Origin of the sequence: Alloyangia pacifica (assembly GCF_020524285.1) — a bacterium.
Taxonomy (GTDB): Bacteria; Pseudomonadota; Alphaproteobacteria; order Rhodobacterales; family Rhodobacteraceae; genus Salipiger; species Salipiger pacificus_B.
Genome location: NZ_JAIVKX010000010.1, coordinates 33,829 through 49,375 on the forward strand (window position 1 = coordinate 33,829; position 15,547 = coordinate 49,375).

Annotated in this window: 15 protein-coding genes; 3 read left to right on the forward strand and 12 right to left on the reverse strand. The window is 69.1% G+C overall.

Translation table 11 applies throughout. The features are described from left to right. Positions 1–5: 5 nt before the first annotated feature. Entirely contained in the window at positions 6–1,235 is a 1,230-nt protein-coding gene (locus LC039_RS14700; protein WP_226625678.1) for a diaminopropionate ammonia-lyase, read from the reverse strand. Positions 1,236–1,363: 128 nt separating this feature from the next. After that, positions 1,364–2,275: a LysR substrate-binding domain-containing protein gene (locus LC039_RS14705; RefSeq protein WP_226625680.1), complete on the reverse strand. Its 912-nt coding sequence runs from the start codon at positions 2,273–2,275 to the stop codon at positions 1,364–1,366. A gap of 141 nt (positions 2,276–2,416) precedes the next feature. Between LC039_RS14705 and LC039_RS14710 the strand changes: the two genes are divergently transcribed. Together LC039_RS14710 and LC039_RS14715 are read left to right on the forward strand one after the other, a co-directional pair. Beyond that, positions 2,417–3,637, forward strand: a complete 1,221-nt coding sequence (locus tag LC039_RS14710) for an acyl-CoA dehydrogenase (RefSeq protein WP_226625683.1) — start codon at positions 2,417–2,419, stop codon at positions 3,635–3,637. Next, positions 3,637–4,758: a CaiB/BaiF CoA transferase family protein gene (locus LC039_RS14715; protein WP_226625686.1), complete on the forward strand. Its 1,122-nt coding sequence runs from the start codon at positions 3,637–3,639 to the stop codon at positions 4,756–4,758. Before LC039_RS14710 ends, LC039_RS14715 begins: the two co-directional genes overlap by 1 nt. A gap of 76 nt (positions 4,759–4,834) precedes the next feature. On the opposite strand, the gene LC039_RS14720 is transcribed toward LC039_RS14715, so the two are convergent. The 6 genes from LC039_RS14720 to argH all read right to left on the reverse strand — a co-directional run bounded on the left by LC039_RS14720 (position 4,835) and on the right by argH (position 11,008). After that, positions 4,835–7,444: a TIGR02302 family protein gene (locus tag LC039_RS14720; protein ID WP_226625689.1), complete on the reverse strand. Its 2,610-nt coding sequence runs from the start codon at positions 7,442–7,444 to the stop codon at positions 4,835–4,837. 62 nt (positions 7,445–7,506) lie between these two features. Further along, positions 7,507–8,772, reverse strand: coding sequence for a diaminopimelate decarboxylase (lysA, locus tag LC039_RS14725; protein ID WP_226625691.1), 1,266 nt, complete (start codon positions 8,770–8,772; stop codon positions 7,507–7,509). A gap of 110 nt (positions 8,773–8,882) precedes the next feature. Beyond that, the gene (locus LC039_RS14730; protein ID WP_226625694.1) at positions 8,883–9,194 is read right to left on the reverse strand and encodes a DUF2834 domain-containing protein; all 312 of its coding nucleotides are present in this window, start codon (positions 9,192–9,194) and stop codon (positions 8,883–8,885) included. Beyond that, complete coding sequence (locus tag LC039_RS14735) at positions 9,191–9,346, reverse strand: argininosuccinate lyase (RefSeq protein WP_226625697.1); 156 nt, start codon at positions 9,344–9,346, stop codon at positions 9,191–9,193. The genes LC039_RS14730 and LC039_RS14735 overlap by 4 nt, the downstream gene beginning before the upstream one ends. Positions 9,347–9,443: 97 nt before the next feature. After that, on the reverse strand, positions 9,444–9,620 hold the full coding sequence (locus LC039_RS14740; RefSeq protein WP_226625699.1) for a hypothetical protein: 177 nt from the start codon (positions 9,618–9,620) through the stop codon (positions 9,444–9,446). Next, positions 9,617–11,008: an argininosuccinate lyase gene (gene argH, locus LC039_RS14745; protein WP_226625701.1), complete on the reverse strand. Its 1,392-nt coding sequence runs from the start codon at positions 11,006–11,008 to the stop codon at positions 9,617–9,619. Before argH ends, LC039_RS14740 begins: the two co-directional genes overlap by 4 nt. Positions 11,009–11,030: 22 nt before the next feature. Between argH and LC039_RS14750 the strand changes: the two genes are divergently transcribed. Beyond that, positions 11,031–11,594 (forward strand): TlpA family protein disulfide reductase, encoded by a 564-nt coding sequence (locus LC039_RS14750; protein ID WP_226625705.1) that lies wholly within the window; start codon positions 11,031–11,033, stop codon positions 11,592–11,594. Between the two features lie 192 nt (positions 11,595–11,786). Here LC039_RS14750 and LC039_RS14755 read toward each other — a convergent pair whose 3' ends face one another. The 4 genes from LC039_RS14755 to hisC form a co-directional block, all read right to left on the reverse strand. Next, a complete protein-coding gene (locus LC039_RS14755; RefSeq protein ID WP_226625708.1) occupies positions 11,787–12,329 on the reverse strand; it encodes a hypothetical protein in 543 nt (180 codons plus the stop codon). Positions 12,330–12,540: 211 nt separating this feature from the next. After that, the gene (locus LC039_RS14760; protein ID WP_226625711.1) at positions 12,541–13,473 is read right to left on the reverse strand and encodes an extensin family protein; all 933 of its coding nucleotides are present in this window, start codon (positions 13,471–13,473) and stop codon (positions 12,541–12,543) included. Continuing rightward, the gene (locus tag LC039_RS14765; RefSeq protein WP_226625714.1) at positions 13,470–14,402 is read right to left on the reverse strand and encodes a prephenate/arogenate dehydrogenase family protein; all 933 of its coding nucleotides are present in this window, start codon (positions 14,400–14,402) and stop codon (positions 13,470–13,472) included. The genes LC039_RS14760 and LC039_RS14765 overlap by 4 nt, the downstream gene beginning before the upstream one ends. Next, entirely contained in the window at positions 14,399–15,484 is a 1,086-nt protein-coding gene (gene hisC / locus LC039_RS14770) for a histidinol-phosphate transaminase (protein ID WP_226625716.1), read from the reverse strand. Before hisC ends, LC039_RS14765 begins: the two co-directional genes overlap by 4 nt. Between the last annotated feature and the right edge of the window lie 63 nt (positions 15,485–15,547).

Here is a 15,547-nt window from a genome sequence, read left to right on the forward strand (position 1 = left end):
CCTTTCTAGGCGCGAATGCGGGAGGCCGGGGCGCCGATGAGCTGCTCGTAGAGCTCGGGGTCGGTGTCTCCCTCGGTGCCGAAGGTGAGAATGCGGGAGGTGGCGTCGAGACCGAGCAGCGCGCGCGCCTCCGGGTCGGCCATGACGAGGCGCAGCCCGGCAATGCCGGCGACGGCAGATTCGCCCGCGACAAGCGCAGGGTCTCCACCCTCGGGGTAAGCGAGGCGGCGCATGGCGGCGATGGCGGCGGCGTCGGTCAGCGCGATCACCGCGTCGCCATGGTCCTGCAGGATCTCCCAGGCGAGGGCCGAGACCTCGCCGCAGGCAAGTCCCGCCATCAGCGTATCGAGATCGCCATGCACCGCGGTGCGGTCGCCGGTGCGGTAGGAGGCAAGGAAGCAGGCCGCCTGGTCGGGATCGCAGAGCACGATCTTCGGGCGGTCCGCGCCATAGCGCCGGACGGCTTGTGCGGTGACCGCCGCGGCCATGCCGCCGACGCCGGTCTGCAGGAAGATGTGGGTGGGCGGCTCGGGCAGGGCGTCGAGCGCTTCGGCGGCCATGATCTCGTAGCCCTGCATCACGTCGCGCGGCACGTCCATGTAGCCGGGATAGGAGGTGTCGGAGACCACGAACCAGCCGTTCTCGCTGGCCATCTCCTGCGCCTCGCGCACCGAGTCGTCGTAGTTGCCCGGGGTGCGGCGGACCTCGGCGCCGAAGGCCTCGATGGCGGACTTGCGGCCCTCGGAGACGGTGGCGTGGATGAAGATCACGCAGGCGCATCCGAAGCTCTGCGCGCCCCAGGCGACCGAGCGGCCGTGGTTGCCGTCGGTGGCGCAGCAGATGGTGATCTGCGCCGCTTCGGGCAGGGCGCGGGAGGTGATCTCCTCCATGCTTACGTTTCGGGCGAGGCGCGCCGAAAGCTCCTTCTGCAGCAGCCTCGCCACGGCGTAGGCGCCGCCGAGCGCCTTGAAGCTGCCGAGGCCGAAGCGGGTGCTCTCGTCCTTGTAGTGCAGCGCCGCGACACCGATCTCCGCCGCCAGCGCCGGCAGGGCGGCGAGCGGGGTTTCGGCGTAGCCCGGCCAGGCGCGGATGGTCGTGGCGGCGGTTGCGAAGCCCGCATCGCTGAGGATGGCATTCTGGCCTTCGGTCCATTGCGAGCCGGGCACGGCCTGCGCGTTCAGGACAAGCGTGAAGGCATCATCGGTGCCTGCGTTGCGGGTGAGCTCTTCGGCCATGGTGTCCTTCCGGGGGTCTGCGGTACTGAAGAAGAAAGTTCGGACTCTTGCAAAGGTGTGCGGGGGCTCCGGGGCCCCTTGGGCAAGCCTGTGCTGAATAATCGGGCAGCTCAAGCGGGTGTTTCTGGTCAGGCGTGTGTCGCGGCCGCTCCGGCGGAGATTTCGTGCAGAATCCAGTCGCGGAAGGTGTCGAGCTCGGGGCTGCCCGCGCTGCGTTCGGGCAGGATCAACGCGTAGCTCTCGCCGGTGTCGAAGCGGCGCTGGGCGGCGAGGGCGAGGTGGCCGCTGGCGAGCGCCGGGCGGGCGATGATCTCGGGCACGATGCCGACGCCGAGCCCGGCGGTCGCGGCATCGAGGATCATGTCGAAATGGTCGAAACGCGCGCCGCGCAGGATGCGGCGCGCATCGGTGTCGCTGTCGCGGAACCAGTCGAGCCAGAGCGTCGGGCGAGTGGATTGCTGCAGCAGCGGCAGCTCGAGCAGCTCGGCATCGGTCAGCTCGGCGCGGCCGGCGAGCAGGGCGGGGGCGGCGACGATCACCATCTCTTCGCGGGCGACGGTCTGGGCCTGCGTGCCGGGCGTTTCATGCTGGCTGCGCATAAGCGCCAGATCGAAGGGGTCGCGGGCGAACTCCACCGGCTGCAGCCGCGCGGTGAGATCGAGGGTGATGCCTGGGGCGGCGCGGGCAAAGCTCGGAAGGCGCGGGATCAGCCAGGTGCGGGCAAAGCTCGGCAGCACGGCGAGGCGCAGCACGGTGGACTGCCCGCCGAACGCCATGACCCCCATGGCGGCGGAGTTCAGCTCGCCCAGGACCTTCTCGGCCTGCAGCAGAAACGCCTGTCCCGCCGGGGACAGCACCAGCCGTTGCCGGACCCGCAGGAAGAGGGCGACGCCAAGCCGGTCTTCAAGCGCCGCGAGCGAGCGCGAGATGGCGCTCTGGGTGAGGTTCAGGCTCTCGGCGGCCATGGTCGTCGTGCCGCGCCGGGCGCAGGCGACGAAGGCTTCAAGCTCGCCGACGCTGGGCATGTAGGGTTTGCGCATCAGGGCCTCCTTGGATACGCAGACTATGAGTTTTCGTCATGACTTGAGCAAATCAAATCGTTTTCCAGAGGGGCGCGGCGGCGCTAGTCTGCGCGCCAAACGCATGATCTCGCCAAGGCGATTTTCCGGAGGAGCCTCCCCATGACCGACCTGTCCCATCTCAAGCCGAAGGAACAGCCCGCGCTTGCCTCGTTCAACTGGGAGGACCCGTTCCTGTTCCGCGAGCAGCTCACCGAGGAAGAGCGGATGATCAGCGACACCGCGCACGCCTTTGCGCAGGAAAAGCTGCTGCCGCGTGTCGAACACGCTTACCTAGAAGAGCAGACCGACCCCGAGATCTTCCGCGAGATGGGCGAACTGGGCCTGCTCGGCTCGACCATCCCCGAGGCTTACGGCGGCATCGGCGCGGGCTACGTGGCTTACGGCCTCGTCGCGCGCGAGGTGGAGCGGGTGGACAGCGGCTACCGCTCGATGATGTCGGTGCAATCCTCGCTCGTCATGTACCCGATCTACGCCTACGGCTCGGAAGAGCAGCGCATGAAATACCTGCCGAAGCTCGCCAGCGGCGAGTGGATCGGCTGCTTCGGCCTGACCGAGCCGGACGCGGGCTCGGACCCGGCGGGCATGAAGACGCGCGCGGTGAAGACCGAGGGCGGCTATGTGCTGAAGGGCTCGAAGATGTGGATCTCGAACGCGCCGATCGCAGATGTCTTCGTGGTCTGGGCCAAGTCCGAGGCGCATGGCGGCAAGATCCGCGGCTTCGTTCTGGAGAAGGGCATGAAGGGGCTGAGCGCGCCGAAGATCGGCGGCAAGCTGAGCCTGCGCGCCAGCATCACCGGCGAGATCGTCATGGAGGACGTCGAGGTCGGCGAGGATGCGCTGCTGCCCAATGTCGAGGGTCTGAAGGGGCCGTTCGGCTGTCTCAACCGCGCGCGCTACGGCATTGCCTGGGGCGTCATGGGCGCCGCAGAGTTCTGCTGGCATCAGGCGCGCAATTATGGCCTCGACCGCAAGCAGTTCGGCAAGCCGCTGGCGGGCACGCAGCTCTTCCAGAAGAAGCTCGCCGACATGCAGACCGAGATCGCACTTGGCCTGCAGGCCTGCCTGCGCACGGGGCGGCTGATGGACGAGGGCCGGGCCGCGCCCGAGATGGTCTCGCTGATCAAGCGCAACAACTGCGGCAAGGCGCTGGATATCGCCCGCATGGCCCGCGACATGCACGGCGGCAACGGCATCCAGATCGAATACGGCGTGATGCGCCATGCGGCCAACCTCGAGACGGTGAACACCTACGAGGGCACCCATGACGTGCACGCGCTGATTCTGGGTCGCGCTCAGACCGGCATCCAGGCGTTCTTCTGATGCAACTGCCACCCCAGTTGCCCCCGATGCACGGGGTGCGCGTGATCGAGCTCGCGCGCATCCTCGCCGGGCCCTGGGCCGGGCAGGTGCTGGCCGATCTAGGCGCCGAGGTGATCAAGGTCGAGGCGCCCGAGGGCGATGACACCCGCCGCTGGGGCCCACCCTTCATCGAGCGCGACGGCGACCGCTCGGCCGCCTACTTTCACGCCACCAACCGCGGCAAGCGCTCGGTGGTCGCAGACTTCCGTACCGCCGAGGGGCAGGCGAAAGTGCGCGAGCTGGTGGCCGAGGCCGATGTGGTCATCGAGAACTTCAAGCTCGGCGGGCTGCGCAAATACGGTCTCGACTACGAGAGCCTGCGCGAGGTGAACCCGCGGCTGGTCTATTGCTCGATCACCGGCTTCGGGCAGGACGGCCCCTATGCCGAGCGGGCGGGCTATGACTTTCTCATTCAGGGCATGGCGGGCTGGATGGACCTGACCGGCAGCCCCGAGGGCGAGCCGCAGAAGGTGGGCGTTGCCTTTGCCGACATCTTCACCGGGCTCTATTCGGTGATCGGCATTCAGGCGGCGCTGGCGGCGCGCGCGCGCACCGGGCAGGGGCAGCTCGTCGACATGGCGCTGCTCGACTGCGCCGTGGGGGTGCTGGCCAACCAGGGGATGAACTATTTGGCGACGGGCAATGCGCCGCACCGGCTCGGAAATGCGCATCCCAATATCGCGCCCTACGAGGTGCTGCCGACCGGCTCGGGCGATCTGATCCTGGCCGTGGGCAACGACGGGCAGTTCGCCCGGCTCTGCGACGTGCTGGGGCTGACGCTGGCCGAGGACGCGCGCTTCGCCACCAACGAGGCGCGGGTGGCGCATCGCGAGCTGCTCCGCCCGGCGCTGGTCGCGGCGTTGGCGCGCTGGGACCGGGCCGAGCTGCTGGCGGCCCTGGAGAAGGCCACCGTGCCCGCCGGGCCGATCAACTCGGTCGATCAGGTGTTCGAGAACCCGCAGGTGATCGCGCGCGGCATGAAGGTGGAGGCGGGCGGGGTGCCCGGCATCCGCACGCCCATCCGCCTGTCGGAGACGCCTCTGGCAGCGCCGCGCCCCTCGCCGAAGCTGGGGCAGGGCTGAGCGCTCCTGATCTGTCCCGGCCGCCGCCGTCCACGGCCCGGGTCCCGGGCCTTGGTCGCGGCAGGGCCGGAGCGGCTCAGAACCGCTCCAGCAGCCTTTCGAGATAGTCGAGCTCTTCCTGCGGGCGTTCGCCCTCGCCGGTGCGGCGGCGGATCTCGTCGAGCAGCTCGCGGGCGCGGCGGTAGACGTCTTCGCCCTGCAGCATGGTTTCGTCGGTGCCGAGCTGACCGTTGCTGCCGGAGTTGCGGCCCAGCGGATCGCGCTGCTGGCCGGGATCGCCGCCCTGCGCCATGCCCTGCTGGCCCTGTCCCTGCTGCTGTTGCTGTGCCAGCGCCTCGCCGAGGTTGCGCATGCCCTCGCGCAGCGCCTCCATGGCCTGCGACTGCTGGTCCAGCGCCTCGGCGAAATCATCCTGGCGCAGGGCTTCCTCGGCACCGTCCATCGCATCGTCGGCGCGGCGCAGCGCCTCGCGCGCGGCTTCGCCCGCCTCGGTGCCCGCACCGGGCAGGTTCTGGCGCTGGCGGTTCAGCTCGTCGCGCAGCGCCTGCTGACGGTCGGCGAGGTTCTCCTCGAGCGTGCCGCCATCGCCCTGCTGGCCGCCGCCCTGGCCCTGACCCTGCTGGCCCTGACCCTGCCCGGGCTGGTCTCCGGCCTGACCCTGGCCGGACTGGCCCTGCTGATCGCCCTGTTGCCCCTGCTGGCCTTGTTGACCCTCTTGCCCCTGGCCGGGGTTGAACTGGTCCTGCAACTGGCGGAAGGCCTCGTCTGACAGGCCCTGCTGGTTGCGCAGCGTCTCGCCCAGCCCTTCCATCGCCTGCTCGCCCGGGGTCTGGCCCTGGCCGGGCTGGCCCTGGGTGACCTGCATGTTCTCCATCATCTGCTGCAGCTGGCGCAGGGCTTCCTGCGCCTCGGCCATGCGGCCCTGCTCCATCAACTCCTGGATGCGGTCCATCATCCGCTGCAGGTCGTTCTGGCTCATCTCGATCGTGTTCTGATCCTGCGCCATCTGCTGCTGGTTCTGGTCCGGGTTCTGCTGCGCCTGCCGCGAGAGCTGGCGCAGGTAGTCGTCGGTCGCCTCGCGCAGCTCCTGCATCAGCTCGGCGATCTCCTGGTCGCTGGCGCCGTTCTTCATCGCCTCGTTCAGCCGGTCCTGGGCGCGTTGCAGCCGCTCAAGCGCGTCCGACAGGTCGCCCTCTTCCAGCAGCAGCGCCAGATCCCAGAGCGCGCCTGCGATCTCGTCCTGCTGCTCGGGTGTCATGCCCTCGGTGGTGAAGGCCTCGAGCCGGCGCTGGATGGTGCGCAGCCGCAGGTAGGGCACCGCCGAGCGGAAGATGTCGTCGGGCTTGTAGCTGACCGCGCGCAAAATCTGCGCCACGTCGCGGGAATTGCCGCGATTCCACAGCAGGGCGCGGCGCTGCTCGATCAGTGCGGCGGCGAGCGGGTCGAAGAAACGGCGCCCCGGCAGGGTGATGACCTGCGGCGCGGCGGTGCCGGTCTGGCCCGCCTCGTCGGCGACCTCGAAGGAGATCCGCACCGGCAGGTTGGCCCAGGGATGGGTCGAGAAATTCTCGATCAGCGTCTCGGTGAACTCGGTGCGGCTGCCGGCGATGGGCATCGGCAGCGGCAGCTCGATCACCGCGCGCGGCTCGGGCTCGGTGGTGAGCCCGTAGCGGCGGTCGACCTCGTCCAGCGCCAGCTCGATGCGGGCGGTGCCGGAGACCACGCCGTAGTCGTCGGTGGCGGCGAAGGGGATCTGCGCGTCGCCCTCGTAGCTCGATTCGATCTCGCCCTGCTGCGCCACGGTGGGGCGGGTGTCGGGGATCACCGCAAGCTCCCAGGCGCGGCCACCGGGGCCGTCGATGGCCAGCGTGCCGGAGCGGGTGACCTCGAAGTCCTGCGCAGTTTCGGCGGGCGCCTCGGGGTCCGCCGCCGGATCGGGCGTGCGGCCGGAGACGGTTTCGGTGACGTCGAGCGCGCCGACCTCGCCGTAGAGCCGCAGGGTGATGCGCGCACCCTCGGGCACGTCGAGCGAGGCGGCGGTGATGTCGTTGAGGTAGACCGAGGGCAGACGGGTGTAGGCCGGCGGCTCCATCCAGCCTTCCCAGGTCGGTCCCGTCGCAAGGCCGTCGCCGGAGGTCCCCATGGCGGTGACCGAGCGCATCTGCAGCACCGAGCCGAAGATCAGCGCGACGAAGAGCGCCAGCAGCGCCACGTAGCGCAGGGCAAAGGGGTCGGCGCGGGCAACGCGCAGGTCGGGCTGCACGGCGCGGGCCTCGAGCATGCGGACGCGCATCCGCTCCTGGTGCGCTTTCCACAGGGCCTGCGATCCGGGGTCCGAGGCACCGATGGCGGGGCTGTCGAGCGCGGCGAGGATCGGGCTGCCGCGCAGGGTGCCGTCGAGGCGCAGCATGGCTTCCTCGCGGTGCGGCCAGCGCATGCGCCGGATGCCGCGCCAGAGCGCCCAGCCGGTGCTGCCGATCGCGAGGACACCGGCGGCCCAGACCCATTCGACGTCCACCAAATCCTGAAGACCGAGCATCAGCGCGGCGAGCACCACGAAGATCACCGACCACAGCGGCCAGAAGGCGCGCACGAAACGCTCGACCGCCATGCCCCAATGGGTCAGGCGGATCTGCCATTTTACCGGCTTGAGGATGTCGGCGGGCGCGCGGTCCCTTGAGGCCATCGGTGTCTCCTGAGGTCTCTCCTGCGGTCCGGCGGCCGCAGGGGACTCTCAGGGACGGAGTCTTACAGCCACTCGGGGAGCGTATCGCGGTTTATGATTTCCTCAAAGCTTGGTCTCTGGCGAATGACAGCGAATTGATCGCCATTCACCAGCACTTCGGGGACAAGTGCCCGCGTATTGTACTCCGAGGACATGACCGCGCCGTAAGCGCCAGCCGAGCGGAAGGCGACCAGTTCGGCCGGATTGACCTGCGGCATGGTGCGGCCCTTGGCAAAGGTGTCGCCGCTTTCGCAGACCGGGCCGACGATGTCGTAGGTGCGCTGCTCGCCGCCCGGGACGGGCTCGATCACCGGGACGATGTCGTGATGCGCGTCGTACATGGCCGGGCGGATCAGGTCGTTCATCGCCGCGTCGAGGATCAGGAAGTCGCGCCCCTCGCCGTGCTTCAGGTAGATCACCTGCGACACGAGGATGCCGGCGTTGCCGGCGATCAGCCGCCCCGGCTCGATCTCGATCTCGCAGCCCAGATCGCCCAGTTCCTCGCGGATCATCTGGCCGTAGTCGGTGGGCAGCGGCGGCGCCTCGTTGCTGCGAGTGTAGGGGATGCCCAGCCCGCCGCCGAGGTCGAGGCGTTCGATCGTGTGGCCGTCGACGCGCAGCGCGTGGGTGAGCTCGGCGACCTTGCGGTATGCGAGCCGGAAGGGGTCGAGATCGGTCAGCTGCGAGCCGATATGCACGTCGATGCCGACCACCTTCAGCCCCGGCAGGGCGGCGGCGCGGGCATAGACCTCGCGGGCGCGGGCGATCGGGATGCCGAACTTGTTCTCGGATTTGCCGGTGGCGATCTTGGCGTGTGTCTTGGCATCCACGTCGGGGTTCACGCGGATGGTCACCGGGGCGGTGACGCCGAGGGTGACGGCGACCTCCGAGATCACCTCCATCTCCGGCTCGCTCTCGATGTTGAATTGGCGGATGCCGCCCTCGAGCGCGGTGCGGATCTCGGCGCGGGTCTTGCCGACGCCCGAAAAGACGATGCGGTCGCCGGGCACGCCGGCGGCCTTGGCGCGGGCGTATTCGCCGCCCGAGACCACGTCCATGCCCGCGCCGGCCTTGGCGAGGGTCTTGAGGATCGCCTGGTTGGAAGCGGCCTTCATCGCGTAGCACACCAGGTGCGGGCCCCAGCTCAGCGCCTCGTCGAACAGCAGGAAGTGTCGCAGCAGCGTGGCGGTGGAGTAGACGTAGACCGGGCTGCCGACCTGCGAGATGATCTCGGGCAGGGGCACATCCTCGGCGTGGAGAATGCCGTTGCGATAGAGGAAATGGTCCATGTCGGTCCCCGGATAAGTGCTGCCGCGCTTGGGCTTCAGCGCGGGAATAATGGATAACCCGTGGGAAGGGAACAGGGGCCGTGGGCGCGGGCGTCAGGCGTTCCGACGTGTCACACCGGCCGCGAGCGGAACCACAGGTAGAGCGGCAGCCCGAAGCTCACGCCGACGAGGAAGGTGGCGGGGATGGCCAGCAGCGCCGACCAGTTGCGGCGCACGGCGACCTCGGCGAGGATCCAGAGCGTCAGGGTGACGGCGGCGATCACCAGATCCCAGCTCAGCCCGGTCACCGCGCCATTGGCCTGCCAGGCGGCGAAGAGCCCGGCCAGGGACCAGCCGTTCTGCGACAGCCAGCCCAGCATGTGGATCATCGGGTGCACCGCGCCCCAGAGCGCGAGCGCCAGCCACAGGTGGCGCAGGCTCATGGATAGGCGACGCCCATCTTCACCGCGCCGTGCAGGCTGACACCCGGTTCAGGCGCGGTTTCCTTGGGGTCGGGCCGGGTGGGGGCGCCATCTGCGCCGCAGGCGGCGAGCAGGGCGACGAGGCCGAGGGCCAGGGTGCTGCGGAAGATCATGGTCGTCCTCGTGGTGGTTGCGCGCCCGGGGACCCCGGGCGCGGGCACCATCGCCCAGGACGACGGGTTCGACAAGTGAGCCGGGGCCCGCGGCCCGTCAGGTGCCGACGCCGACACGGACCGGGCCGCGCCCTGCGGAGACCCCGACGTGCGGCTTAACGCCGCCGGGGCCGATCGAAACGCCGGTGCTCATCCTGGGTCCGCGGTTCGGATCCTCGCAGGCGGCGAGGAACATGGTCACGGCGATCAGGGTCAGTCCGGCGAGTCGTGTCATCCCAGGGTTTCCTTCCATCGGGCCACCTGCTCGCGCACGCGGGCGGGTGCGGTTCCACCATAGCTCATGCGGCTTGCCACCGAGTTATGCACGCCGAGCACATCGAAGATACCCTCGGTGATGGTGTCGTTGACCGATTTCATCTCTTCCAGCGAAAGATCGCTCAGATCGCAGCCCTTCTTCTCGGCCATGGCGACCAGCGCGCCGGTGACGTGGTGGGCATCGCGGAACGGCAGGCCGGTCTCGCGCACCAGCCAGTCGGCAAGGTCGGTGGCGGTGGAGAAGCCCGAGGCGGCGGCGGCCTCGAGGTTGGCGACATTGGCGGTCATGTCCTTGACCATGCCCTCCATCGCGGCCAGCGCCAGCACCAGGTTGTCGGCGGCATCGAAGACCTGTTCCTTGTCTTCCTGCATGTCCTTGGAATAGGCCAGCGGCAGACCCTTCATCACCATCAGCAGCGCGACATTGGCGCCGAAGATGCGGCCGATCTTGGCGCGGATCAGCTCGGCGGCGTCGGGGTTCTTCTTCTGCGGCATGATCGACGAGCCGGTGGAGAAGCGGTCCGACAGGGTCACGAAGCGGAACTGCGCCGAGGACCAGATCACCAGCTCTTCGGCAAAGCGCGACAGGTGCATGGCGCAGATCGAGGCGGCGGCGAGGAACTCCAGCGCGAAGTCGCGGTCCGAAACGGCGTCGAGCGAGTTGGCCATGGGGCGGTCGAAGCCAAGCGCCTCGGCGGTCATCTGGCGGTCGATCGGGAAGCCGGTGCCCGCGAGGGCCGCCGCGCCGAGCGGCGATTCGTTCATCCGCTTGCGCGCATCGCGCATCCGCGACAGGTCGCGGGCGAACATCTCGACATAGGCCATCATGTGGTGGCCCCAGGTCACCGGCTGCGCGGTCTGCAGGTGGGTGAAGCCCGGCATCACCCAGTCCGCGCCGGCCTCGGCCTGGCCCAGCAGCGCCTTCATCAGCGCGAGGATGCCGCCCTCGGCGGCGTCGCACTGGTCACGCACCCAGAGCCGGAAGTCGGTCGCCACCTGGTCGTTGCGCGAGCGCGCGGTGTGCAGCCGGCCGGCGGGCTCGCCGATGATCTCCTTCAGGCGCGCCTCGACGTTCATGTGGATGTCTTCCAGCGCGGTGGAGAACGTGAAGTCACCGGCCTCGATCTCTGACAAGACCGTGAGCAGACCTTCCCGGATTGCCTCGGCGTCGCTAGTGTCGACGATGCCTGTGGCGGCGAGCATGGCCGCATGGGCCCTCGAGCCGGCAATATCCTGCGCCGCCAGCCGCTTGTCGAAGCCGATCGAGGCGTTGATCGCCTCCATGATGGCATCGGGTCCAGCGGCGAAACGGCCGCCCCACATCTGGTTCGAGGTCTTGTCCGACATGTGCTGCCTTTCCGGAGGGAAGATGAAAAAACTGGCCTTGGCGATCCTCTATACCGCCGGTGTTGCGCTTGCAAATCCGGCGCTGGCCGATGTCGAGGCCGCGAGTGCCCTGCGGGAAGGCGAAATGAAGAAGCTGGTCTTCCACGCGGCGCCGAAGCCGGTGGGCACCTCCGGCTTCATCGACTTCGACGGCGGCGACAAGGCGCTGGCGGACCTGCAGGGCAAATGGGCGCTTGTGAACTTCTGGGCTACATGGTGCGCGCCCTGCCGCGAGGAGATGCCGGCGCTCTCGGCGCTGCAGGCCGACATGGGCGGAGATGACTTCGAGGTGGTGACCATCGCCACCGGCCGCAACCCGCCGCCGGCGATGCAGACCTTCTTCGAGGAGATCGGCGTCGACAACCTGCCGCTCCATCGCGACCCGAAATCGACGCTGGCGCGCGAGATGGCGGTTCTGGGCCTGCCGGTCACGGTGCTGATCAACCCCGAAGGGCAGGAAGTTGCCCGCATCACCGGCGATGTCGACTGGTCGTCGGAGAACGCCCGCGCGGTGCTGGCCGCGGCGATCGGCGGCGGCGAGAGCTGACCCCGCCGGACGCGGGGCGACCGCAAACGCAAACGAAAACAGGGCGGGGAAGCCCCCGCCCTGAACACTCGTCAAACACGCTCACAGATGACCTGCGGTACTCGCTACCGAACTGATGCCGCGCGGCGACCGCATCGCTGAGTCGGCGCCGTCGCGTGAGCCCCGCAAAACTCGCGAAAATTCGTTAAGTTTCTATTTCAATGCCAGCGAGATTCTGTGGGCCCGCGCGCGGTCGCCGCTGCGCAGGTCGCGGTGCCAGCTCTCGCGCGGCGCACCGATCTCGTCGAGCGTGGTGCCGCCGGTGGCGATGATCCCCTCGCGGCCCCATTCCTTCCACGCCAGCCCGGTGTCGGTCTGCCGGGTCTCGCGCAGGCGCAGCTCGCGCGAGCCATCCGCGTGGATGATCTCGTATTCGCATTCGCCGAGGGTGCGGGCGCAGCTGTAAGGCTCGAAGCGCGTCACGTTGCCCTGCGCGCTGACGCTCAGCAGCACCTCGCCGCGGGCGTCGGTGTAGTAGCGCCCGGCGTAGAGCGCATCGCCCGTGGCCCCGTCGTAGAGATCGAAGCGGTACAGGCCCTCGACCTCGCCGCGGGCGAGGTGGCTGACCACGTGGCCCTGATCGTCCTGCATCACCAGCAGCGAGCCCGGCGCGAGTTGCGCGGTCTCCATAGCGATATCGGCGTGCAGCGGCGCGCAGGGCAGGGCCGCCAGAACCGCAGAGAAAAACAGACGCATGGCAGTGCGCTCCTCTTCACCGACCCCTCGAGCAGTCCGGGGCCATGCGCCGAGCCTGCAGGTTGGTCGCGAAGAGGGCAAATATTTGACGCAAAAATGTCCAAATTTATGGGTCGGGAGGCAACGGTTCCCGAATGAGCGTCGCCACTGTTTCCAGATTTCCGAGGGAGAGCGAATCGCGCGGGATCGGTCCCGCCCTGGCGCGGCGCCGTCAGCGGCAGTAGCTGCCAGCGCGGTAGCGGGCGGTGTCGAAGTGGAAGTGATCCTTGTGAAAGGCATCGGAGTCGGGGCCGAGCACCGTGCCGAAAGGACCGCAGGCGCCGCTGTGCAGCCTGCGCAGGATGCGACCTTCGGAGCCGCTGCCCCAGTCGCCCAGCACCGAGATCTCGCTGCCGTCGTTAAGGCGGATGGCGGCGATGTCGATGGCGCGGCCCTTGGCGTGCTCGCTGATCTTGGCGCCGGGCTGGTTGTTGCGCGAGCGGCAGGCGTAGCTGGCGGCGACGCGCAGCCCCGAAACCCCGCCGCCGGTCGTGCCCACCGCAGGCTTCACCGAACGCTCGACCCAGGTCTTCAGCGCGCGGGCGGTGGGGCAGTCGATGGTGGCGCGGGTGCTGAGCTTCAGTCCGGAGACCGAGCGCAGCTTGATCGCCTCGTCTATGCCGCAGCCCGAGATGCGCCCGGGCACGGCGCCGACCACGCTGCCCTGCAGGTCGGGATCGCCGCAGACCGCGCCACGGGCGCGCTCGCGCCGGATCGCCAGCGCCTTTTCGACAATGGCGCGGCTGCGCGGGCTGGGGCGAAGCGACAGGGGGATGGCCAGCGGCGAGCGCGCGGCAAAGGCGACCCGCAGGGCGATCTCGCGGGCGGCGGGCTCGGGGACGAAGGCGGGAATGTCGCCGCGCCGCTCACCGGAGTCGGGGCTTCCGAGTGCGGCGTCGAGCGTCGCGGGCCGCGCTTTCGGGCGATCGAGCGCGCCGGTTGCGGTGGCGGTGACGGGGGCAGGGTCCGGCGCCTCGACAAGGGTCGCCTCGACAAGGGTCCGCGCGACAGGGCGCAGCGAGGCTGCGGGCGCGGTCTCGGGCGCGGCAGCCAGCGGCGATGTCAGGAACATCAGTGCCGCCAGTGCCGCTGCCCGAGAGATCATTTTTCCACCTTCACCCGTCCGAAATCCGGCGCATCCGTGTCCTGGCCGGCCTGCAGGATGCCGCGTCGAATTTCCCGCGTCCGGGTGAAGTAGTCAAAGAGCAATTGCCCGTCGCCCGTGCGGATGGCGCGTTGCAGCGCAAAGAGCTCCTCGGTGAAGCGCCCGAGGATCTCCAGCGTGGCCTGCTTGTTGTTCATGAAGACGTCGCGCCACATGGTCGGGTCCGAGGCCGCGATGCGGGTGAAGTCGCGGAAACCGGCGGCGGAGAACTTGATCACTTCCTGGTCCGACACCCGGCGCAGGTCGTCGGCAACCCCCACCATGGTGTAGGCGATCAGGTGCGGCACGTGGCTGACCACGGCGCAGACGAGGTCGTGGTGCTCGACCTCCATCTGCTCGGTCTTGGCGCCGAGCGCCTGCCAGAAGGCCTCGAGCTTCGCCGTGGCCTGCTCGGGGGCGCCGTCCGGCACGATCAGGCACCAGCGGTTGTCGTAGAGCGAGGCGAAGCCGGCGTCCGGTCCGGAGTGCTCGGTGCCCGCCATCGGGTGGGTCGGCACGAAGTGCACGCCCTCGGGCAGATGCGGGCGCACCGCCTCGATGACCTCCTTCTTCACCGAGCCCACGTCGCTGACGGTGCAGCCGGGCTTGAGATGCGGCGCGATGGCCTCGGCGATCGGTCCCATGGCGCCGACCGGCACCGCGAGGATCACCAGGTCGGCCCCCTTCACCGCGTCCTCGGCGCTGTCCACGATCTCGTGGCAGAGGCCGAGGCGCTTCGCGGTCTCGCGCGTCTCTGCCGAGCGCGCGTAGCCGCTGACGTGGCTCTCCATGCCGGCCCGCTTCATCGCCCAGAAGATCGACGAGGCGATGAGGCCGAGGCCGATCAGCGCGACCTTGCCATAGCTTTCGGGGCCCTGCGTCTCGCTCATCGCGCGCCGGCCTTGAACTGCCCCACCAGATGCGCCACGCGGCGGCACGACGCCTCGTCGCCGACGGTGATGCGCAGCGCGTGCGGCAGGCCGTAGCCGGTGGTGCGGCGCACCAGCACGCCCTGCGATTGCAGGTAGGTGTCGCAGGCCTCGGCCTCGGTCTGCGAGCCGAAGCGGGCGAGGATGAAGTTCGCGGTCGAGGCGTCCGAGGACACGCCGTGTTCGGCCAGCGCCTCGCCCAGCCAGGCGCGCATGCGGGCGTTCTCGGTGCGGCATTTCTCGACATAAGCGGTGTCGCGGATCGAGGCCTCGGCGGCGGCCAGCGTCAGCGCGGCGACGTTGAACGGGCCGCGGATGCGGTTTAGCACGTCGATGATCTCCTGCGGGCCGTAGCCCCAGCCGATGCGCATGCCGCCGAGCCCGTAGAGCTTCGAGAAGGTGCGGGTCATGAAGACGTTTGGCCGGTCGGTGGCGAGCTTGGCGCCGCCGTCGTAGCCCTCGACATATTCGGCGTAGGCGCTGTCGATCACCAGGATCGCGGTCTCGGGAATGCCGTTCGCCAGCCGCTCCAGTTCCGCCAGCCCGATCATCGTGCCGGTGGGGTTGGCGGGGTTGGCGACGAACACCAGCCGGGTGCGCTCGGTGCAGGCGGCAAGGATGTTGTCGACGCTGACCACGCGGTCCTGTTCGGCCACCTCGACCGGGGTCGCGCCGGCGGCCATGGCCGAGATCTTGTGCATGGCGAAGCCGTGCTCGGTGTGGATCACCTCGGTGCCCGGCCCGGCGTAGGCCTGGCAGAGGAAGGCGATGATCTCGTCCGAGCCCGCGCCGCAGATCACCCGCTGCGGGTCGAGGCCCCAGACATCGCCGATCGCCTCGCGCAGCGCGCCGTGATCCGAGGAAGGATAGCGATGCATTTCATGCACCACGCGCCGCACCGCTTCCTGCGCCGCCGGGGAGGGGCCGAAGGGGTTCTCGTTGGAGCTGAGCTTGATGACGTTCGAGACGCCCGCCACATGCGACGCGCCGCCCACGTAGAGCTCGATGTCCATGATGCCAGGTTGCGGTTCGATGCCAGCCATATGCGGTCTTTCCTCAGACTAAGAGTGCCGCGCCTGCATAGCGCGCCGCCGCGTCACATGCCA